The sequence below is a fragment of the Campylobacter sp. genome (genome assembly GCF_052170435.1).
Taxonomy (GTDB): domain Bacteria; phylum Campylobacterota; class Campylobacteria; order Campylobacterales; family Campylobacteraceae; genus Campylobacter_A.
Map to the genome: position 1 here is coordinate 46,748 of NZ_JBQNAN010000005.1, position 21,924 is coordinate 68,671.

A 21,924-nucleotide genomic window follows, 5' to 3' on the forward strand; every position below is an offset into this window, starting at 1 on the left:
GCGCCTAGCTAGGTTTGGAGGAGCTTTTTATCCGAGTCCGTATGGTCAAATTTGACTCAAAAATCCGCCGATCAAACCGCTTTTAAATTTTACGCAAAAATATCGGCTAAATTTACCGCGGGGCGTAAATTTAGCTCAAATTTTACTCGACCTCCGCGCTAGCAACGACCGGCCAAGACGGCCCGGGCGTAGCCCTAGCGCAAAACTCAAATTTGCCGCCGTTTTACCGCGCGCCAAATTTGCTCAAAGCCCCAAATGACGCTTTAAAATAATCATCGCAGCGATACTATCCAGCCGTCCGTCGCGCCTGCCATCGGCGTAAATTTCGCTCGCCTCAAAGCTACTCATCGCCTCGTCCTGATAGACCACTTCGCCGTCAAATTCCAGTAGCGACACGAAGTGTGCGATCCGTCGCCGCATCTCATCCTCGCTGTATCCCCCAAGCGGCACGCCCACGACTAGCTTTTTTGCTCCGTATTCGCGCAAAACGGCGCTAACGTCGCGCGCGGCTTGATTGCGATTTTTGCGCAGTACGGGCGTTTGCGGCATCACGGTTTGCCCGACGGCTAGCGCTACGCCGATACGTTTTAGCCCCACGTCGATGGCCATTATGCTCATTTTCGTCCTTTAGATTTTCTCAAATTTAGCTTTTTCTAAAAGTAAATTTAACGGCAGGCAAGCTTAAATTTGATAGCCTCGCTCCGTCAAATTTACAAAATCAAACATCGTCCGGGCGCATTTGATGCCGTCAAGCCGCTAAATTTTACTTCAAATTTTATCGCCGCTTATCAAAAAACTCGCGCAGCATAAATTTAACGCTAAAATTTACTCTGCAAACACCGTAAGCCCCGATATTCGCAGCTTGCCTTCTAGTTCGTATTCGTAAATTTTATCGCCGAATTTTGCCAAAGCCGCATCGAGACTCGCGCCGTTTTTGCAAAATTTTATCACCTCGTCCTCTTGTGCGGATGCGGGTTTGCCGCCGAAACGAAGGGCAAATTCGTCAAAATCGTTTATCAAATTTGCCACGCCGCTAGCTATTAGCTCGTTTGTCCCGTCGCTCTCGCCTAGGCGCTGAGGCAGCGTAAATATCGGCACGCCAAGCTCTTTTGCCATGCGCGCGCTTTGCATTGAGCCGCTTTTGGCGTCAGCCTGCGCCACGACTAGAGCCTGCGAGAGCGCGACTACGATGCGGTTTCGCTCTAAAAATCTATAAGCAAGCGGCGGCTCGTCTGGGGCGTATTCGCTAAGAGCCAGCGCATTTTGATAGATTTCTTTGATTATTTTGGCGTTGCTTGGCGGGTATATTTTGTTTAGTCCGTTGCCAAAAACTGCGACCGTATGCGGGAAAGCCCCCTTGTGCGCGGCGATATCCACGCCGATGGCCGCTCCGCTAACCACGCAAACGCCGCTGTTTGCCAGCGTCCTAGCCAGTGCCTCTACGCACTGCCTGGTGTAGGCGCTAGCCTTTCTAGAGCCCACGATCGAAACCATCGGTCGCTCAAACAAGGCTAAATTTCCCTCAAAATATAGCTTTGCCGGCGGCTTTTTAAGACGCAAAAGGCCGCTAGGAAGCTCGGTTAAGACGCTCAAAAGAGATCCTTTAGGTAGACGACCTCGACCTCTTGTAGGAGCTTGGCGCTTTCTTGCAGGACTTCTAGCGTATTTTTGTGCGGGTGGCCGATCGCGATGGCGTATGAGCGCTTTTTAGCTAGCTCGACAGCGTATTTTAGCTGCTTTCGCACAGCCGCTTTTGAGCCGTCGTGATCCAAAAATACATCGCGCGCGATGTATGGCATCGAGTATTTTTTCGCCGCGCCGTAAACCTTGGTCGGCGAGGTCGTCTTGCTATCGACGAAAATCAAATTTTCGTCCCGCATCGCTCGCATCAGCCTATCCATCGCGGTCGCGTCGCTCGTAAAGCGGCTGCCGGTGTGGTTGTTGATGTATTTTAGATCCGGAAAATCTCGCTTGATGCTTTGCAGTTTTTTAGCGATCTTTTCATAGTCGTCGTTTACCGTGAGAGTGCCAATCTCGGCGCCCTTAAAGCCGCCTAGAGCCTGCATAGGCAGGTGGATCATATAAAAGCCAAAACGCCGCGCCAAAACAGGCGTCTCGGGGTGGGCGGAAGTAGCTGGGAAAAATGACGGCGTGAGCTTTAGATTTACCGATTTTATCGCGTCTGCTTGGTGCTTATACGCCACGTCGTCGATGATGATGACTAGACGCGGTTTGTAGCCCGCTTTTACGGCAGCCTTTACCTCGTTTGGCTCGGGTGCGGTTTTTTTATCCATTTTTTGCGAGTTTGCGAATTTAGCTTTTTCGTCCTTTTTAGGCTTTTCTTTTTCGATCTTTTCTTGCTCGTTTGGCTCGGAGTTTTGCGGCGCGTTTTCTGCGTCAAATTTCGCCTCGACCTGCCCCGCCTGATCGTTTGCGTCGCTAAATTCGATATGGATTTTTTCTTTTTTTAGAGCTTGCTCGAGGGGGTTATTTTGCGCCTGCGGCATAGGCGTATCATCAAAGATCACGGCTTCGGAATTTGCAAAAATATGCGTTCTTTGAGGCGCTTGATAGCCATCAAATTTAACGTTATCGCCGCTATTTTGAGCGGATTTAGCAGGCTCGTTTTTAGAGCTTAAATTTGTCAAATTTAACTCGCCGACTTTTTTAGCGCTCGCCCCGTCAAGCTCGGATGTATCGCGGGAGGCTAAATTTCCGCCCTCAGGCGAGATTTTATCCTTTATCCTCTGCGCGTTCTGTCCGTCTTTATCAAATTTGGCTTGCTCGTTTGGCGAATTAAAACCGCTTGTTCTCTCTGTATTAGCTTTTTCGCCGCCGATTTTTACTTTACCTTTAGCTTCCGCCTCGTCAAAAAGCGCCTTGATATCGGTCAAATTTGCTCTCGAGTGCACGCCCGATGCGGCTTGCGCGTCTTTTATGGTGACTTTTTCGGAGCTGTTTGAGGCCGAAAGGCTTGGCTTATGACTTAAATTTTGCTTTTGATCAGACTCGCTTTTATCGCCGAAATACCGCTCGATTTTAGCGATCAGCGCGTTGTCGCTTTTAACTTTTACCCTGACGTCCAGCAAATAAAACGCCCCGACAAGCAAGATACAGGCGATGAGAAAAGCGGAAAGTAGTAGCTTTAGGCCGCCGCGCGAGCGCCCCTTTTTGGAGCGCCTTTTTGCGGCCTTTTTTCTAGGTTTCGAGTTCAATTAGTTTTTGCTTTGGTCAATGAGTTTGCCCGAGCTGATCCAAGGCATCATAGAGCGTAGTTTTTTGCCGGTTTGATTTAGCAGGCTTCTTTCGGCGATACCGCGCTCTGCGTTCATGCGAACGTATCCGGCCTTGCGCTCGAGGATGAAGTCTTTTGCGAATTTACCGTTTTGGATCTCTTTTAAAATTTCCTTCATCGCTTTTTTGCTGTCTTCGCCGATGACGCGCGGTCCGCTTACGTAGTCGCCGTACTCTGCGGTGTTTGAGATAGAGTAGCGCATATCGGCCATGCCGCCTTGATACATTAGATCCACGATTAGTTTTAGCTCGTGAAGACACTCAAAATACGCCATCTCAGGCTCGTATCCGGCATCTACCAGCGTCTCAAAGCCCGCGTTTACTAGCGCGCAAAGTCCGCCGCAAAGCACCGCCTGCTCGCCGAAAAGATCGGTCTCGGTCTCGTCTTTAAAGGTTGTCTCGATGATGCCCGTTCTGCCGCCGCCGATCGCGCTAGCGTAGCTTAGAGCTAGCTCTTTAGCCTTTCCGCTTGCGTTTTGCTCTACGGCGATTAGATCTGGGATTCCGCCGCCGCGAACAAATTCGCTTCTTACCGTATGACCCGGCGCTTTTGGAGCGATCATGATGACGTCGATGTCCTCAGGAGCTTTGATCTGTCCAAAATGCACGTTAAAACCGTGTCCAAACGCGATCGCCGCACCGCTTTTTAGGTTAGGTTTAATCTCTCGCTCGAAAATTTCGGCCTGAAGCTCGTCTGGAGTTAAAATCATAACGACGTCGGCGGCCTTTGCGGCTTCTGCTACCGTTTTTACCTCAAAGCCCTTTACCTCGGCCTTCGCCCAGCTTCTGCCGCCTTTTGCCAGCCCAACGATCACCTTTACGCCGCTATCGCGCAAATTTTCGGCGTGCGCGTGTCCTTGCGAACCAAAACCTATCATCGCCACGGTTTTGCTTCTAATCAAGCTTAAATCGCAATCTTTGTCATAGTAAATACTTACTGCCATCTTCTCTCCTCTTAAAAAATTTGTGAGATTATACTACCTAAACACTGAAACAAACTTGACTTTAAGTTTTTTAAAAAGCCTTTTAGTGTAGAATTAGCGATTATAAAATCTCGATATGAAGTGGGAAAAATGAACGAATCAATCTATAAACATATAAAGGCTCTTCCTCCGCTTGACGACACAGTCGTAAAAATCCAAGCCATTTGCAGGAATGAAAATAGTTCCATGAACGATCTGTCCCAAGTCATCGAAAAAGACCCGATGCTAACGGCAAATATCTTGCGCTCAGCAAACTCTCCGCTTTACGGATTTAGTAGGGAGATAACGACCGTTTCTAGAGCAGTGGCGCTGTTTGGCATGGCGACGGTTCGCGGTTTCGCCCTATCAAGCGCTGTCAAAAAAAGCTTTAAGATAAATTTGGATCCTTACGGTATCACGAGCCAGGACTTCTTAAATATCTCTACTATACAAAACGCATTAATGTATAACTGGTATTCGAAAATAAACGCCAGCGAGCTTGCGATCTTAAGCCCTGCTTCGTTTATGCTCGAAGTCGGCAAAATCGTCATCTCTAACGAGCTAAATGAATCTGGCAAAGCGTCAGAATTTAAGTCAAATTTAAAAAGCGTCTCGAATCCTTTCGACCTATCCGAGCTCGAAAACAAAATCGTCGAGATATCAAACGAAACCGTGACCGCTAAAATTTTCGAGCAGTGGAATCTCGAGTCCGAGCTTGTCGATGCGATTTTGTATTCAAATAACCCGGACGACGCGCCCGAGCATATAAAAAACTATTCAAAAGCCCTTAAAGTAGTAAAAAGCGCGGTAAATATATTCAACCAGCTAAACGACGATAATCTGCAAAATACGCTAATGTACCTCGACGAATACGGCTTTGCGCAAGACAAATTCCTAGAAGCCGTCGCAAAAGTCAAAGCGAATTTGTGAAAGAATTTTTAACCAAACTACTTGACGGAGTGAGCGAAAAGGAAGTCGCCTCCTCCGATAAAGAAATCCTACGAAATTTACTAAATTTAAACGCCGTAAGCCACCACAAAGATCGCTACTATCTAAATAACGGCTTTGTCTGCGGCAAACTCGATATAAGCGCAAACGGCACGGGCTTTTTGGCGCCTTACGACAAACGATTTAAGCAAGATATAATAATAGAAAACAAAAATTTAAACGCCTCACACTACGGCGATATCGTGCTGGCAAAACTCCTGCCGCTAAAGAAAAAACGCCAAAGCGCCAAAGTCGTGATGACGCTAAAACTAGCCAATGAAACAAGCGTAGTTTATACCAAGCAAATAGGCTCGGTAATCCTTGGCGTAAATGTAAAAACTGCGCTTAGCTCGCCGCTAAAAGCCTCGCAAAAATCGCTAAAAATGCTGCCGCATGGAACGCTACTAAAAATCGGCAACTTAAATAACGAAATAGTAGAGGTTATCGGCAACATAAACGACCCGCTCAGCGACGAAAAAATCTCGCTCGCCGTATTTAACAAAAACGACGAATTTAACGAGGAGTGCGAAGCCGAAGCGATTGCATGGGGCGACGAGGTCGATCCTACGATGTACCCGCAGAGGGTAGATTTAAGAGAACTGCCTTTTTGCACGATCGATCCCGTCGACGCCAAAGACTTTGACGACGCGATATATTTTGACGAGAAAAAGCACGAAATTTACGTCGCGATCGCAGACGTCAGCGAATACGTCACGCCCTACTCTCCGATAGACGCCGAAGCTAAAACGCGCGGATTTTCGATATATTTTCCGCACAAAGCCGTGCCGATGCTACCGCGAAATTTGAGCGAAAATATCTGCTCGCTCAAGCCAAACGTCGCGCGTCTTGCGTTTTGCTTTAAAATCACGCTAGACGAGGATGACGAAGTCGTAAAAGAGGAGCTCATGGAAGCTATAATCGTCTCAAAAAGACGCTTTAACTATGACGAAGTCGATCAAATTTTAAGCGGAGAGCGCAAGGACGAGGCCGGCTGGATAAAACCTCTTTTCGCACTCACCTCGCGCCTGCGCAAAAAACGCCTGAAAAATGCATTTGACTTTAGAACGCAGGAGCTTCGCATGAGCCTTGACGCAGACGGCGGGCTTGCCTCTACGAGATTTGAGACCGATACCGACTCGCACAGACTCGTCGAGGACTGCATGCTGCTAGCCAACGTCGCTGCGGCAAAACGCATCGGCAAAGGCGTTTTTAGAAATCACGGCTCGCCGGATCTGCGAAAAATACAAATTTTACTCGAAGACCTCGGCGCTCTGGGCTTTGACTTCGTTTATGAGAGCGATATCGCAAATTTGGTTCGCAAAATCCAAGCGCAGGCCGATGCCGTAGGCAACCGCGAGGAGATCGACAAGCTCATCATAAAATCGCAAAAAAAGGCCGAATACGGCGCACAAAATTTAGGCCACTTCGGACTGGGATTTGAGCGCTACACGCATTTTACGAGCCCGATCCGCCGCTACTCCGACCTTACATTGCACCGCCTTTTAAAGGCCAAACTGCGCAACGACGAGAAGTTTTTCAACTACCTACTTTTAAATATAGAATCGACTTGTTCAAATTTAAGCGAACTCGAGCGCGAAGCCGACAGGGTCGCGTTTGACTTTATGGACAGAAAATTTGCGCGCTGGGCAAAAGAGCGCGTCGGACAGCGATTTAACGCCTATATCAGTGAAAATCAAAACGTCGCGGTCGCTAGGCTTGACGACGAGATAAAAGGCGCTAGGATATTTTTAGGCACGTACGGCGCAAATTTATTACAAAAAGTCATCGTCGAAATCACAGACGCAAATATCGCTACGGCCGAAATTTTCGGCAAGGTCGTAAAAAAAATCGATGTATAGAAAAGAGCTAGAGGCTGCGCTAAATTCGGCCAAATTTCCAAATTATTTCTTGCTTTACGGTGCGGACGAATACCAAATCGAGCTTTTTGCGAAGGAAATTTTAGCTAAATTTAAAGATTTTGAAATTTTGAGCCTTTATTACGACGAGTACGATTTTGACGCTGCGCGAGCGCATCTTTGCGAGCCTTCGCTCTTTGGCGGTAACCCGCTTTTGCACGTAAAAAGCGATAAAAAAATCCCCGCAAAAGAGCTGAAAATCCTGATAGACGGTTGCAAAAACGGCGGCGCATTCGTTTTCGAGCTTTTTGGGTCCGACGCCAAAGCCGTTTTTGATACGCAAAAGGCTTTTGGGGTAAATTTTGCGAGATTTTTTAAGCCAGGCTCGCCCGAAGAGGCCGTAAATTTACTCGGCAGACAAGCCGCAAAAATGAACCTAAATATCACGAAAAACGCGCTTTTTGAACTCTACCGCATACATAACGAAAATTTATATCTAGCCGCAAGCGAGCTAAATAAATTAGCCTCCCTAAACGAGCCTATAAACGAAAATATCGTAAGAAGCTTGGTCTTTTCGCTATCAAGCGTGAGTTTTGACGATTTTTTCGATAAATTTATCGCGCTAAAAGATATTAGGGCCGATTTTTTCTCCTGCGCGGACGATGGAAATTTTAATGAAATTTTGTTTATAAACTCGCTTTACCGCGCGTTTTTTAGGCTCTTTAAACTACATGCGGGCATCAAAATAACAGGCAAATTCGATATCAAAGAAACGCTCGGCTATGCGCCGCCGCCAAACGTCGCAAACGAACTAAAAAGACAGTGTCTGGCCGTAAATTTAAAAGCGTATAAAGAAATATTTACCGCGCTAAATTTGGCGGAATTTGAGCTAAAAACAAACTCTGCGCTCGATAAAAAAACTTTTCTACTCTCCTGCGTGCTGGGCCTACAAAATCTTATCGGCAAAAACAGCAAATATTAAGTAAAAAAAAGATAAAATCAGCTCTTGTCGAAAGACTTCCTTGCCCGTTTGCAACCGTGCAAGCGAGCTTAATACCCACAAGGAGAATCAATGAAGCACTACGAGCTTTTATTCATTTTAAAGCCTACTTTGACGGAAGAAGAAGTAAGCGCAAAAGTTGATTTCGTTAAAGAAATCCTAACCAAAAACGGCGCAAATATCGCGTCTGTTCAGTCTATGGGCACTAGAAAACTAGCCTATACCGTGAAAAAATACGAGCGCGGAACTTATTTCGTCGTGTATTTCGAGGCTCCGACCCAAGCTATCGCAGAAGTCGAGCGTATCATCAGAATCACCGAAGAGATCATCAAATTCTTAACGGTCAAATTTGAAAACAAAAAAGAGATCGCCGCTTGGGAAAAGATGAGCAAGGGCATCAAACTAAACAAAAAAGAACCGAAAGTCAAAGCAGAAGAAGCTCCGGCAACGCAAGAATAAGGACGAAAAATGTTTAATAGAGTCGTTTTAGTAGGAAATTTAACACGAGATATCGAGCTTAGATATACGACTGCGGGCGCAGCCATAGGCAACAGCGCCATCGCCGTAACGAGAAAATTTAACGTAAACGGCGAAAAACGCGAAGAAACGTGCTTTATAGACATAACATTTTTCGGAAAACAGGCGGAAATAGCAAATCAATATCTTTCCAAAGGCTCAAAGCTTCTAGTCGAGGGTCGCTTAAAATTCGACCAATGGACGGACAACAACGGACAAAATAGAAGCAAACACACGATCAGCGTGGAAAATATGGAGATGCTAGGCGGAGGACAACAGCAAGGCGGATATAATCAAAATAGTAATCAAGGCTATCAGCAAGGCGGATACCAAAATAACAGCTACGGCGGCGGCTATCAAGGTGGACAAAGTCAGCAAAATAGCTATGCTCAAAGCGGCGCGCAAAGGCAAAATTTTAATAAACCGCAGCAACAAAAGCAACAGCCAAAAGACGAATACTACGGCGATAACGTCCGAGAAATAGATATAGATGCCGACAAATACGATGACGGCGACGAAACGATACCATTTTAATTAAGGAAAAAACGATGGCTGAAAAAAGAAAATATTCACGCAAATACTGCAAATTTACAGAGGCAAAGATAGATTTTATCGACTACAAGGATACTTCGCTTTTGAAGTACTGCTTGTCGGAGAGATTTAAAATCATGCCAAGACGCCTAACAGGAACGTCTAAAAAATACCAAGAGATGGTCGAAAAGGCTATCAAACGCGCTCGCCAGGCAGCTTTGATACCTTACGTAGTCGATCGCGACGACGTAGTAACCAATCCTTTTGAGGGACTATAATTTTACCCAAGCCCTATTTTAAGGGCTTGCTTTCTCTTTTTTAATTCAAAATTTTAAATCAAATTTACTTATATTTTTATGTGTTATTTTGTATCAATTCAATTTTTCGAAATACGCGTAAATAAATTGCGGCTATTTTTATTTGACTCAATTAAACCAAGCAGACTTTTAGCTACGACTTGCGTTACTACCTTTAAGGCCTCTTATTAATTTTAAGAGATTTTGATATAAGTTTTTCTGTGTAGTTTTGGTGTTTCGCCCAAACTCTAGCTCGTAGCTGCGTCTTAAATGCAGTAACGCAGATCGAACGCATTCCTTTAGGCGTAGCAAGAAATTCTCTTTTTTTAGCTTTCCTAAGATCGCTACCGTCGCTACACTTGAGAAGATCCTTTTAAATTTAGATAATCTGTGTTTAGCCGTATTCCCATCTGCTCTACTTTGCTATGCTCGTAGCTTTTTAAAAAGCGGTGACAACATAAGTCGCAGCCAAAAGTTTTCTTATAGCGTCTTGTAAAATAGCGAGCATAACGTAGTTAAAATTTATTCTTTGAGTGTTTTACTCTGTAATGAGCTAAATTTGCATAATCGACTAAACAGTTATAAGCCCTTGAGTAATCTAAATACTTAGTAAGCTATCAAGCCCAATCTTACTCTTGGCTTTAAAGTAAGCTTTCATCTATTTTAAAACAAGCGAAGCGGTGCTGCAAGCAGGTTTATATAAAGCGAAGTTTTCTAGACGAGCTTGCAATCTGTAAATTTAACCGCTAAATTTACTTATTTTCGCACTCTTTAGACATAAGAATTCTTATTTCTCTAAAGATTTTACATAGTGTTACTTCTGAAATTTTAGTTAAATTTAATATCTTTGATGCTTCTATATCCTCTGCGAAATACTTTAAAATCTCTCTAAATTTAGACTCTAAAATCTAAAAACGGACTATATGCTTGTTTTTTAAATTTGCTATGCTCGTTACTTACAAGAACATAGTTTTTATCGTAACTTAATACCCTCCTCCTTTTTTACTTGAGCTTAAGTTAAGGGGGGCCTTTGTTTTAAAATCAGGCCAAAATTTAGAGCTCAAGTCGTATTTGTATAGGGCGCCCGCTTTTTATATCGTAAATTTTTTAAAATTTAGTATTTTTCAGTCTTTTTAAAAAGATAAAATACAAAATCAAGATATAAAAGCACGTATCTTACGCTCGATAGAGACATTTTTCCAAAAAGCAAAACTCGATAAAAGCAAAGTTGTCGCCGTATTTTTACAAATTTTCAAAAAGACATTTCGACAAAAACGCCTAGACCTAGCGATAAAAGGCGCAAAGACAACTATCTCATCTGCAAATAAAGCTCCATAAAGCAGTATAAGCGTCGGCGGCAATATCAAATTTTCCTAAGTTGCATCGGCCGAGCCATAAATTTACGCGACTTTAGGGCGGGTCGAGCGCGGGCATCACGATGGTAACGGCGATCGCCTCGATACCAACGGACACCAAGATTCGAAGCAACGTGGCGATGACGGGCGAGATCACTCTCGGCACCTATTTATAAAACAAAAAAATACCAGCTTTTCGCAAAAAATTGACGGCAGCACCCGCGTAAATTCACGCGGTTTTGCGAGCAGCCCGTAAATTTTGGCCGACTATTAAGTGCATTCGCCTGAATTTACAAGACCGCCGGAGCAAAATTAGTAGTCGAATTTGCACATCAAAACCGCGCGCTAAAATTTGCCTTTGTATTATAAATTTGCCCTGTTCTGTTATAAATTTTATTTCAGAGTTAAAAATTTAAGTTGATTTTGCGATGCAATTTTTCGATAAATTTGACCAAGTTTATACCCGTGATTTTTAAAAATACTTTAAACTTCACCGATGCCAAACCTCGTAAATTTTAATACGAAAATCGGTTAATTTTAAAAAATCGTAAATTCATAAATTTGGCCGAATTTGCTCCAATCCTTGTATTCAATTTTTAAAAAGAAATTTTATGCGAGTCAAATTAAGCGTATTTGAGTAGAAAATTTAGCCTCGCAAGCAAGGCCAAATTTAGTCGATCGTGACGACGTAGTAACTAATCCTTTCGAGGGCATGTAATTTATTTTGATCCGGCTATTTTAGCTAGACCTTTGCTTTTTACATCTATAAAGCCCGGCTTGTGCGACTAATACAAAATGGCTTAAATCCGATACTTCTAAAAGCTTTTCATAAATTTCGCTCGCCTTTTTAAATTTGCCATCTTTTTCTAGCCTTTGCGCTGTTTGTGAAATTTCGCTTAGTTCTTCGTATTTTTGCGGGTTCTTATCAAATTCTTTTTTAAAATTTTGCTTTAAATCGGGTTTTCTCTCGTATAAAATTTCTCTAGCTCTCCATAGCTCTACTATACTGTTTGTAACTGCGTTTAAAAGCTCTTTGACCTCAACTTTTTCATCTTTTTGAATTTCATTTTTATATTTGACAAGCTCACCGCCCGCTTCATCAAGCCGTTCTAGCGCCTCACCGAGACAAATATCTATATACTCCAATGCCATATTTACTCCTTTAGCACCCATTTAAACATCTACTCATGCATACATTAAAGGGTATGCCTTGAGAAAATTTATCTTTGCCTAACAAGTGGGCACACATACCAAAGCAAAGCTCATATTCACCTTCTTCGCTACGCGCATTTATGCACGCCGGTCTCATTTCTTTGCTATTTGCTTTTTTTGTGCTAGCGTAACCAATAGAAACTAGCGCAAAAACTGCAAGCAGTACCAAAATAATATTTTTCAAGTTCTCCTCCTAATATAGATAATTGATATCATAATATTATATTTTAACAGCTTTGAAAACAATAAAATTACTTTGATAAAAATTTAAGTAGCATTAAAGCCGGCGCTAACCGACTTTAATATCGACCTTACAAGATAAGCGCGTTTTTTAGCACATCTTCGATGACGTCCACAGGGATGATTTGCATATCGTTTTTGACGTCTTGCGGGATATCACCCAGGTCTCGTTCATAGTTTTTGCGCGGTATCAGAGCGGTTTTGATGCCGGCCTTGTGCGCGGCTATGAGCTTTTCTTTTAGTCCGCCGATAGGCAGCACGCGGCCGCTGAGCGTGATCTCGCCGGTCATCGCCACGTCGCTTCGCACTTTGGTATCCGTTAGGATCGAGGCGATCGCCGTTACCATCGTGATACCGGCACTCGGACCGTCTTTTGGCGTGGCACCCTCCGGCACGTGGATATGCAGATCATATCGACGATATACTTCGCTAGGGCTCGGCTCTTTTTTCACGCCGTCTTTGACGTCGTCAGGCAGGCTCGGGATGATTTTAGTAGGCACTTTTATCTTTCTAGCGTCGATCAGCACCTTAACGAGGCTAAACGCGATATACGCACTCTCTTTCATCACGTCGCCCAAAGAGCCTGTGATCTGCAGGCCGCCCTTTCCTTGTATGCGTATAGCTTCGATCTTTAGCACGTCGCCGCCCACGCTCGTCCATGCTAGCCCATTTACTTGACCGATCTGTGGCTTTTTATCAGCATGCTCGATCTCAAAGACCTTCTTTTCTAAAAACTCGTTCAAATTTTTAATCGTCACGGTTATCTTTTGCGCTTCGCCCTCGAGTAGTCTTTTTGCCGCTTTTCTAAAGATATCTGCTAGGCGGCGGCGTAGATTTCGCACCCCGCTTTCTCGCGTGTAGTCCGAGATGATGAGGCTTAGCACGTCTTTACCCAGAGTCACTTCGTTCGGCTTTAGTCCGTGCTTTTTGAGCTCTTGGGGGATTAGATATTTTTTCGCTATCTCAAATTTTTCCTGCGGGGTGTAGGAGCTAAGCTCGATAAACTCCATCCTATCGCGCAGTGCGGGCGGTATGGCGCTCACGTCGTTTGCCGTCGCAACGAAAACGACCTTGCTCAGGTCGATATTAAAATTTAAATAATAATCCCTAAATTTGTTATTTTGCTCAGGGTCTAGGATCTCTAGTAGCACCGCCGTCGGGTCGCCGCGAAAGCTCCTGCCGACTTTGTCGATCTCGTCTAGCACGATGACGGGATTCATCTGTTTTGCTTCGATGAGCCCCTGCACGATACGCCCCGGCATCGCACCGATATATGTACGGCGGTGTCCACGCAGCTCGTTTACATCCTCAAGACCGCCCAGCGCCACGCGCACTAGCTCGCGTTTTAGCGCCTTTGCGATAGAGTTTGCTAGGCTTGTTTTACCAACTCCTGGAGGCCCCGCAAAGCACAATATCGCGCCGTTGTTTACCTTGCCTGCGACACCTCGCAGCTGTAAAAGCTCACGCAGAGCAAAATACTCCTCTATCCTATCTTTTGGTCTTTCAAGCCCGTAGTGATCGGCGTTTAGCTGCTTTGCAACCTCTTGCACGCTTAGCTTTTTGTTTGCCAGGTTTTCAAACGGCACTTCCACGACCCAGTCGAGGTAGCTTTGCGTCGTGTTGGCGTCAGCGGAGTCGGGATGCATGCGCGATAGTTTGTCGATTTGCTTTTTTATCTCCTTATACGCGTCCTCGCCCATAAATTTTTTCTTAGCTTCCAGCTTCTTGCGGTACTCCTCGATCTCCTCTTCGCGGCTCGTATCAGAGCCTAGCTCTTGCTGGATCTGCTTTAGCTGCTCTTTTAGAAAATACTCCTTATTTACCTTGTCGATCCTTGAGTGGACTTTGTTTTTTATCTCGCGCTGGAGCTTGTTTGCCTCGATCTCTTCGATAACGTAGTCTATGAGCTTGAGTAGCTTTTGCTCCAAATTTTCCTCGATAAAAAACTCGTACGCCGTTTTTTTCTTTAGCCTTAGCGAGCTTAAGATGAGATCACAAACTCGGCTAGGCTCGGCGCTCTCTTCTATCGTTTTTAAAAGATCAGGCGGGAAAAAGTGGCTAAGCGCGGCTAGATCGCGCACCTTTTCGCGAAGCACGGTTAGTAGCGCGTCGCTTTTGGTGTTTTCGGGTCTTTTTTCGTGCAGTACGTCTACGACGGCTTGCAATGGCTTTGAGGATACTTTTGAGACTATACGGCCTTTGCTCGTGCCTTGAAATAAAATTTTTACTCTGCCGTCCGGTAGCGGCACTCGCCTCATCACGGTGCCAATGACGCCGGCGTCATAGATGGAGTCAAATTCTCGCGCGCCTTCGTTTTGCGCTTTCGTCGGTACGACCAGGATTGGGCTTTGCGACTCGAGGGCCAAATTTAGCGCTTCGATATTTTCCTCGTCGCTCAAAAAAAGCGGCGTGATCATAAAAGGATATAAAAATAACTCGTCCTCCACGATGACAGGTAGCTGCGTTGGGAACATTTTTGATTCGTAAATTTGCAAATTTAGCTCCTATTCAAACATTTTTCTATACCAAGGAAGCTGCGGAAGCACGATATTTGCGTCGTTTAGCGGCGAAGCTTGCACCTTTTCTTTATAAATTTGCGCCGACTCGTCCCTGCCGGTACGCTCATAAAGATCTGCTATCTGCATGTCTAGGTTGTAGATCGCGAGCTTAAATTTAACCAGCATAGTTTCGATCAGCGGGCGATACTGCGTGTTTGGGTAGATGTAGAGAAATTTTTCTATCTCGGCGATGCTGTCTTGCATTAGCTTTTGGTTGCGATTGGGTTGCGAGAATGAGTCAAAATTCGCCTTTATCTTTAGATACTGCGCAAATTCGCTCCTAGGACCGCTATCGCCGTATCTTTTAAGGTATTCGTCTAGGTAAAAATTCGCCATCAAATACTCTTCGTCGTTAGCGTGAGCTTGGGCTAGGATTAGTAGCATTTGCTCCAAAAGCGGGCTAGCTACGTGCTCGCTAGACATCGCCGTATAGTGTTTGTCGGCGCTTTCTAGGTCGCGATTTTTGATATCGCCGATGATCTCGGAGTACCACTGATCCGGCGTTAAATTATAAAGCTCCGTGTATTTGTCGGCACAACCTCCGATTAAACAAACAAAAAATACCGCAGATAAAAATTTGATCAAATTTTTCATACGTTCCCTTAAATTTAAATTTTTTAAATGGGCTATTTTACCATTGTTTTTGTTGCTTTTTGGTAAATTTTTGTTTTATTTATGCTTAAAAATAGAAAAATTTAGGTACAATTCGCGTAATAAGGTAAATGTATAATTAAGGAGATGTATATGGTTTTTCAAGTCAAAAGTCCGATTTTAGGCTTTGAGCATATCAAAAGTTACGAACTAAAAGAGCTAGATCAATTTTTCGTAAAGCTTCAAAGCAAGGACGACGAGACGTCTTTTACCGCGATAAACCCGTACGCCTTGAGAAATTACGAATTTGATATACCGACGTACTATCAGGAGCTAATGGATATAAACGATCAAAGCGAACTAAGAATTTACAATATCATGGTCGTTAGTACCCCGATCGAGACGTCAACGGTAAATTTCATCGCTCCTATCGTTTGCAATATGACAAATATGACATTATCTCAGGTGGTTTTAGATGTGCATAACTATCCAAACTATAAACAAGCCGAGAAAATTTCAGATTTTATACAACAATAAAATTCTGCCTTTCTCCAAACAAAAGGATATAAAATGAAAAAGTTAGAAATTGTTCTAATTGCTTTGTTTGCATTAAGCAGCTCTCTATTTGCTGGAACACACAAAGACCAAGATGGATTTAGTCACGATATTACAACTATTACAAATACCGGTATTGGTCGACATGGCTATATAGACAATAACGAAGAAAAAACATTAACAAAAAGAACGATAGATGAGATAATTGGAGGAAAAAGATCTGAAAAAAAAGTAATCTATGGAGATATAGAGACTATCGGAGCTTCAATAGTTAAAACCAAAGGCAATAGCGCACAAGGAACTTACTATAACTATCAACCACGAGATCCGAGATATAATCCAACAGAAAACACATCAATAACAACAGTAGAGTTTGAAAAAGAAGATGGGTCATATGGAACAAATTCCTCAAAAGCTACTTTTAACTTCTCTGATAGAAAAGATCAAGCAGGGGCTAGTATAGATAAAAAAATAACCGGAGAAAAAATAATATTTGCCAGACTATACTGGGGAGCAAGTATAGTACAAAGGTGGTCGAAAGAGCAAAATAGCTACGAAAACACCATAAAAGAATACTTTAAAAATATCAAAGGATTTAATCAGATAAAATTTGGGTATCCTAATAGTACCGGAGGTATGAGTTATAAAACCCTACAAGCCTTAGAAAAAGATACGAAATGGTTTGGCTCGCTTACCAATTTAGGCTTTAGATTTCAATATCAAGCAAGCTATGATGTAACAGATATAGTTAAAAAAGCATTAGGCACAACATCGTCAGGAAGAACCTTTAGCGCAGGAGATATAAAAGTTTTTGATGGGACTCCGCCGCGTGTTCCAGGCTTTGTGTCGCTATATAATCCAAGTGATCCTTTAGACGGAGTATGGTATAGAAATGTGGCCTCCCCTACCTATGGAGGATGGGCTTTGGTTATAGTTTATGATTTTGGAACCACAGAAAATCATAATATGAAACCAAAAGGTATCAATATATATGACGGTATAAAACCCTTAACCCCTCTATATGGCGATGCTAGTACAGAAATGGAATTTAAAGATTTTTATACTCCAATAAGCGGCAAATTTGATGCATCTTTAACAATTTTATCGTTTGGTGCAGCAAAAGAGGTATTAGCTGAAGATATCCAGCTGAAAAAAAACAAAACCGACCAATACTCTGATAATAATTCAGTATTTGTTTCCGGCACAGATTCAATAAACCCAAAAGGCTCTCAGTTTAATAGTACTATTGCTAGATTTAACAAACATATGAATCCAAACAAGATATACAACGCAAGTATGGATTTGGATATATATGATATTTCTGAGTTAATGAGCCATGGCCAAACAAATGCCTACGCTAAATTGAGTGCAAAAGTTGTTACAAACGGCGGCTCTTCAATGGGAGATGAAGCTACAGTTGGGCTAGTGGCATTTTCTACAGACTTATATGTACCAAATGTTTGCTATGAAGAAAAGCTACTTTATAAAAGAAAAAACGATAACAATGCGACCTTTAAAGAAGTCAGCACAATCAATGGAACAAAAACTGTTTTAAAAAAGGATGATATTTTAAGAGTTCAGCTTAGCATAAAAAACAAAACAAATGAAAGAGTAGAAAAGCTATCAATAATTGCAAATATAGATCCAACAAGCGGAACATATAAAGACAATAGCACATATATTCATAAGTATAATGCAGGAAACTCCAATTTCATACTCGGCTCTCATAACAAAGACAATAAAGATCTTCAAAAAAAGATTACAAATGGTATTAAAGTTAATGTAGGACAAGGCGCCGACAGTGGAAACGGTGGTAGACTTAATCCTACAGACAGTGCTTTTATTCAATATGATATATCATTAAATGAAAATTTTAAAGAGAGTACTTATAAAGCCACATTCTCCAACGAAGCATTAAATCTAAAATATAATGATGGAATAATTATAAAAAAATGCGAAAAGAAAGATTATTTCTTGTCTATTTTTAATATAGCCGGATTTAAGGCGGTCAATCATAATTTCGCCAAAAAAGGTGATTCAGAAAACCTTTATACTCAGCTTGCAGGAAAAGGATTTAGTACAAAGATCGTCTATATGGACGAAAACTTAAAAAACAACGAAACCCCTAAAGGCCCATCCGAGAATTTGGATGTAAGCGTTGAGGTAGTTGAGAATTGTAGTGGAGGATCCATAATACCTAAAATAGAAGGTCTGAGATTTGACAAGAGTACAGGGATTATAGAGATACCAAAAGATAAGCTATTGATAAATAATGCTTATCCATCATTGACATTTAGATTATCCTATATAGATCCGGCTCAAGATCCCGTTATAGATCCTCAAAACCCTACTGCACCGCCTAAAAAGAAACCTATAGTAAACTGTATTTCAGACAGATTCTCTATAAGGCCCGAGAAATTTATGATGTACAACACTTCGTCTGGCAGCTTTTTAAGTGATTCTGATTTACAAAATTTAATAGGAGGAAGAAACTATGCCGAAAAAGGAGCTGTAGCAGTATTTAATAACAATAGTATAGCCACTGGATATACTAGAATTTTAGAAACCAAATCTACTGAAATAGCACCAGGAAAGGATCCTGCGTTAGATATAGTTCAATTTGAATCAACTCCAAGTGAAATATGCAAAGATAACATAAGCTCGAGTGTATTATCAGAAATAGCAGGTCACAAAATAAGCGCTGATTTTAATATGGGAAAAGCAAATTTTTATAAATCCGGTGCAATCAATTTCTCTTACCCAGATATAGGCCCTGCAAAACTTACACTACAAGACTCATCTTTTACGCTTGTAGACCGAGCCTCCGGTGATTGTATAGCTGGCAGCGATTCCACCACACCGAACACGGAAGGAAAAATAGGTTGTGATATTAAATCGACTTTTGACTTTACTTTCTTGCCTAATGATATATTAATAGACAATGTAACCGTTTCAAATTTTGCAAACAATATGACGTATACTTCAAGCGATCCAGGAATGTATGCTGAAGTATTGTTTAATGCTCAAGCAAGAATTGACGATGCAGCAAGAAGCACAGCTAGACTATATACAAAAAATTGTTATGCTAAAAATGTAAATTTTACACTAGATATAGACCAGTTAATACCTGAATACACAATAGATAATAATGGAAATAATATAACAGATATAGCCCAATTAAGAAACGATCTTTTGTTTTTTGACGATACAACTAATTTAGACATTAAAAAAACAACAACAGGCACTGATGGTGCTGGTCAATATCAAATATTAAATACAGCCTTTAGTGATGCCACAGCAATTGCAAGCGGAGAAGTGAGGTTTAATTTTGATAAAAATATTACTGCACCCAGAAACCCTTTTGCCGTAAATAGTAAATTTTTTGAATTTAAAAATATAAGTGATGCGGACTCGGTAGCGGGAGCAACCTACAAAAAACCAGATGCCGCAAATGAAACAGAAGCTCTGTTTTACTATGGAAGAACTTATGCGCCTCACTATACAGGTCGCATGTCCGGATTTAACGGCGATGTGTTTTATGGAGTGTATTGCAACGATTGCAATACCACCAACTATACAGCCATTGGTTCTACACAGCCACTTCCTAATAATGATAAGTGGTTTGTAAATATAGTACATACTGCCAATATGGGACAAGTTACACTATATGCTCCAAACTCGGCAACCACAACAGTAAGCGTAAATACCCCTGTAGCAAACGGTATAGAAAACATAAGAATGCAAAGCACTGTTCCAGGCACTGATCTCATAAAGATGCATGTACCATCATGGCTGCTATTTAATGCAGCGGATCCAAGCGCTACTACAAATGACTTTTTGGTAACCTTTACAAGTAATATAAGTTGGGGCGGAAAAGCACCAAATAAACAAGGGAAAGATGACGGAGTCGGTTCTGTCATAGGCGGGGAAACCCTTGGAACATCAAATAAAACAAACAAAAGGTTGGAGTGGTGATAACAAGACGTGGCTTTTCTATAATCGAGCTAATATTATCTATAGTAGTAATGGGTGTAGTATTTTTATCTATCCCCACAATCGTTATGCAAAATTCACGTAATAATACATCGGCAATTATTCAGCAAAGCGTAATGGATACAAAAACTAGATTAGCTCTTGTATTAAAAGCTCCCTGGAATTGTAGAGGCAACCCTGTTTCAAATATTCGTACGCCTATTTTTGGATTTACAGGTGCTCAAACTTTTTATGAAAGGAATGGAATTCCTCCAGCATATAGAAGAGTATACCCTAACCCTAGTATAGCAAGAGATACGCCTTGTGACCCCAATGAAGCAGTAGACATAAGACACTTTGACGGAGAAGAACTAAGCTTAAAAATAAACACTGCAGGTATTGTAGAAGGAGGAGGGGCTGGCGCTGCACCACAATACACCAGAGATATGATAATAAGCGCTACAATGCAAACAAGTGTTAATGATCGCGACATGACAGGAGCAGCCGATGTAGATATAAAAAATATCACCATAACTACGCGAGCTCAAACAAATCCTGCAACTACTATAACCCTCAGAGCCTATTCGGCAAATATTGGCGATAGTCCGCTCATACAAACGAGAACATGGTAATGAAAAAGGCCTTTACGCTTCTTGAGCTTATAGTGGTCATTGCTATAACTGGAATTTTATCATTAATTGGAACCGATATAATTCTAAATATATATAGAAGTTATTTGCAAAGCAGAGCCATAAATACTCTTGAGACCCAAACGGAGATAGTTTTAGAGCAAATTTCTAAAAGACTAATGTTTCGTATAAAAGAATCAACAATAGGCAGAAGAACTGCCACCGCCCCTTTATTTGTTTCAACGCAAGATTCTGGGCTAAATAATACATATACAATACTAGAATGGGTAAGCTATAGTTATGAAAGTTTTCAGAATGGAGGATGGAGCGGTTTTATAGACCTAAATCATCCCAATACAACTAGAACAGGAGCTGACACAGGAACACTAGAAACCCCGGGAAGCAATCTTGCATCTGCCAATCAAACAATATCCGATCTTACTAGGATTGATGCCGCCATAAGCAGAGCAAATTTAAGCAATAATACAGTCGGAATTTTCTTCAGAGGTCTTGGTGCAAACGTAAATACGTCATTTGGATATGACAACACTATTCCTCGATCCATAGGAATAGCCACGAGCACCGATAGTAATACCAATTTAGCTATATCTAATTACAATGGAGCGGATATATCAGAATTTTACTATCTTCTCCATACCGCATACGCAGTAGTTCCTTCCGCAAATTCTGCAAATGGTGATTTTGATCTATTTTTGCACTACGATTATCGTCCTTGGATAGGAGAACGATACAATGATGCCAATACCAGAATAGCTATTCTTGCTACAAATGTTACCAGATTTAACTTTACAGAAGTAGATGGTATGATAGTGCTAAAATTATGTATGAGAGATGCCGGCAGATCGCTTGGTAATGGCGAAGAGGAAACTACCGTATGCAAAACAAAGGCTATATACTAATGAGACGCGGATTTGTAATGGTTATGGCAATATTTTTTATGGTTTTAGTAGCCACCCTTGGTGCATTTGCGCTTAGCCTATCTTCCGCTACCGCAAAACACACTACAGACATATTTTTAAGAGAGCAGGCAGAACTTTTGGCGCAAGGCGCGACAGAGATAGCGGTACAAAATTTACTAGGCATGACTTTTAGTGCGGCAAACTGCCCTGATTCTAACGGCAATAGAAGAATTGTGGGTACAAATTTTACACCAGATGGAGGCGGCGCATCTTTATTTGCGGTTACCGTCGATGTAGTCCAAATTTTTGGCAACATTAATGGTTGCGGTACTGCCATATCCACAGGTGCATCAATGGGTACGGTAATACTTGATGTTACGGTAGTAGCAAATCAAAATATCACAAACACTCCTGTTAGATTTCATAGGCGCACTATCCAAAAGCTCTAAT

19 protein-coding genes and 2 pseudogenes are annotated in these 21,924 nt (G+C 42.2%); 12 read left to right on the forward strand and 9 right to left on the reverse strand.

The genetic code is table 11. The features are described from left to right. Window positions 1-243: 243 nt before the first annotated feature. The 4 genes from ruvX to ilvC form a co-directional block, all read right to left on the reverse strand. Window positions 244-618 (reverse strand): Holliday junction resolvase RuvX, encoded by a 375-nt coding sequence (ruvX, locus tag ACTTJF_RS03375; protein ID WP_442550769.1) that lies wholly within the window; start codon window positions 616-618, stop codon window positions 244-246. Window positions 619-825: 207 nt separating this feature from the next. Next, entirely contained in the window at window positions 826-1,593 is a 768-nt protein-coding gene (gene dprA, locus ACTTJF_RS03380; RefSeq protein ID WP_442550770.1) for a DNA-processing protein DprA, read from the reverse strand. Further along, window positions 1,590-3,215: a divergent polysaccharide deacetylase family protein gene (locus ACTTJF_RS03385; RefSeq protein ID WP_442550771.1), complete on the reverse strand. Its 1,626-nt coding sequence runs from the start codon at window positions 3,213-3,215 to the stop codon at window positions 1,590-1,592. The genes dprA and ACTTJF_RS03385 overlap by 4 nt, the downstream gene beginning before the upstream one ends. Continuing rightward, window positions 3,216-4,238 (reverse strand): ketol-acid reductoisomerase, encoded by a 1,023-nt coding sequence (gene ilvC, locus ACTTJF_RS03390; RefSeq protein ID WP_442550772.1) that lies wholly within the window; start codon window positions 4,236-4,238, stop codon window positions 3,216-3,218. A gap of 129 nt (window positions 4,239-4,367) precedes the next feature. Between ilvC and ACTTJF_RS03395 the strand changes: the two genes are divergently transcribed. The 6 genes from ACTTJF_RS03395 (at window position 4,368) to rpsR (ending at window position 9,424) form a co-directional block, all read left to right on the forward strand. Next, window positions 4,368-5,186 (forward strand): HDOD domain-containing protein, encoded by an 819-nt coding sequence (locus tag ACTTJF_RS03395; RefSeq protein WP_442550773.1) that lies wholly within the window; start codon window positions 4,368-4,370, stop codon window positions 5,184-5,186. Then, entirely contained in the window at window positions 5,183-7,102 is a 1,920-nt protein-coding gene (locus tag ACTTJF_RS03400) for a VacB/RNase II family 3'-5' exoribonuclease (protein WP_442550774.1), read from the forward strand. Before ACTTJF_RS03395 ends, ACTTJF_RS03400 begins: the two co-directional genes overlap by 4 nt. Continuing rightward, window positions 7,095-8,081 carry a DNA polymerase III subunit delta gene (holA, locus tag ACTTJF_RS03405; protein ID WP_442550775.1) on the forward strand — a complete coding sequence of 329 codons (987 nt, stop codon included), beginning with the start codon at window positions 7,095-7,097 and terminating at the stop codon, window positions 8,079-8,081. The genes ACTTJF_RS03400 and holA overlap by 8 nt, the downstream gene beginning before the upstream one ends. A 90-nt stretch (window positions 8,082-8,171) precedes the next feature. Beyond that, window positions 8,172-8,558 carry a 30S ribosomal protein S6 gene (rpsF, locus tag ACTTJF_RS03410; protein WP_298086202.1) on the forward strand — a complete coding sequence of 129 codons (387 nt, stop codon included), beginning with the start codon at window positions 8,172-8,174 and terminating at the stop codon, window positions 8,556-8,558. A 9-nt stretch (window positions 8,559-8,567) separates the two neighbouring features. Continuing rightward, the gene (locus ACTTJF_RS03415; protein ID WP_314179176.1) at window positions 8,568-9,149 is read left to right on the forward strand and encodes a single-stranded DNA-binding protein; all 582 of its coding nucleotides are present in this window, start codon (window positions 8,568-8,570) and stop codon (window positions 9,147-9,149) included. A gap of 14 nt (window positions 9,150-9,163) precedes the next feature. Next, window positions 9,164-9,424 carry a 30S ribosomal protein S18 gene (rpsR, locus tag ACTTJF_RS03420; protein WP_002946417.1) on the forward strand — a complete coding sequence of 87 codons (261 nt, stop codon included), beginning with the start codon at window positions 9,164-9,166 and terminating at the stop codon, window positions 9,422-9,424. A gap of 760 nt (window positions 9,425-10,184) precedes the next feature. Here rpsR and ACTTJF_RS03425 read toward each other — a convergent pair. After that, window positions 10,185-10,350 (reverse strand): annotated as a pseudogene (locus ACTTJF_RS03425) (IS1595 family transposase); the annotation flags it as partial. Window positions 10,351-10,859: 509 nt separating this feature from the next. Here ACTTJF_RS03425 and ACTTJF_RS03430 point away from each other — a divergent pair. Next, a pseudogene (locus ACTTJF_RS03430) lies at window positions 10,860-10,958 on the forward strand (S16 family serine protease); the annotation flags it as partial. A 577-nt stretch (window positions 10,959-11,535) separates the two neighbouring features. On the opposite strand, the gene ACTTJF_RS03435 reads toward ACTTJF_RS03430, so the two are convergent. From ACTTJF_RS03435 to ACTTJF_RS03450, 4 genes are all read right to left on the reverse strand, one after another. Continuing rightward, entirely contained in the window at window positions 11,536-11,949 is a 414-nt protein-coding gene (locus ACTTJF_RS03435) for a porphobilinogen deaminase (RefSeq protein ID WP_442550776.1), read from the reverse strand. A 10-nt stretch (window positions 11,950-11,959) separates the two neighbouring features. Further along, window positions 11,960-12,193: a hypothetical protein gene (locus tag ACTTJF_RS03440; RefSeq protein ID WP_442550777.1), complete on the reverse strand. Its 234-nt coding sequence runs from the start codon at window positions 12,191-12,193 to the stop codon at window positions 11,960-11,962. 127 nt (window positions 12,194-12,320) lie between these two features. After that, complete coding sequence (lon, locus tag ACTTJF_RS03445) at window positions 12,321-14,744, reverse strand: endopeptidase La (protein ID WP_442550778.1); 2,424 nt, start codon at window positions 14,742-14,744, stop codon at window positions 12,321-12,323. A 9-nt stretch (window positions 14,745-14,753) separates the two neighbouring features. Then, entirely contained in the window at window positions 14,754-15,401 is a 648-nt protein-coding gene (locus tag ACTTJF_RS03450) for an outer membrane protein assembly factor BamD (RefSeq protein WP_314070573.1), read from the reverse strand. 150 nt (window positions 15,402-15,551) lie between these two features. Here ACTTJF_RS03450 and fliW point away from each other — a divergent pair, with 150 nt between their 5' ends. From fliW to ACTTJF_RS03475, 5 genes are read left to right on the forward strand one after another with little or no spacing between them, the layout of a single operon-like run. Further along, window positions 15,552-15,935, forward strand: coding sequence for a flagellar assembly protein FliW (gene fliW, locus ACTTJF_RS03455; RefSeq protein WP_442550809.1), 384 nt, complete (start codon window positions 15,552-15,554; stop codon window positions 15,933-15,935). 33 nt (window positions 15,936-15,968) lie between these two features. After that, on the forward strand, window positions 15,969-19,928 hold the full coding sequence (locus ACTTJF_RS03460; RefSeq protein ID WP_442550779.1) for a hypothetical protein: 3,960 nt from the start codon (window positions 15,969-15,971) through the stop codon (window positions 19,926-19,928). Beyond that, a complete protein-coding gene (locus ACTTJF_RS03465; RefSeq protein WP_442550780.1) occupies window positions 19,925-20,557 on the forward strand; it encodes a type IV pilus modification PilV family protein in 633 nt (210 codons plus the stop codon). Before ACTTJF_RS03460 ends, ACTTJF_RS03465 begins: the two co-directional genes overlap by 4 nt. Further along, window positions 20,557-21,474, forward strand: a complete 918-nt coding sequence (locus tag ACTTJF_RS03470) for a type II secretion system protein (RefSeq protein ID WP_442550781.1) — start codon at window positions 20,557-20,559, stop codon at window positions 21,472-21,474. The genes ACTTJF_RS03465 and ACTTJF_RS03470 overlap by 1 nt, the downstream gene beginning before the upstream one ends. Then, the gene (locus ACTTJF_RS03475) at window positions 21,450-21,923 is read left to right on the forward strand and encodes a hypothetical protein (RefSeq protein ID WP_298085307.1); all 474 of its coding nucleotides are present in this window, start codon (window positions 21,450-21,452) and stop codon (window positions 21,921-21,923) included. Before ACTTJF_RS03470 ends, ACTTJF_RS03475 begins: the two co-directional genes overlap by 25 nt. The last annotated feature ends 1 nt before the right edge of the window (window position 21,924 follow it).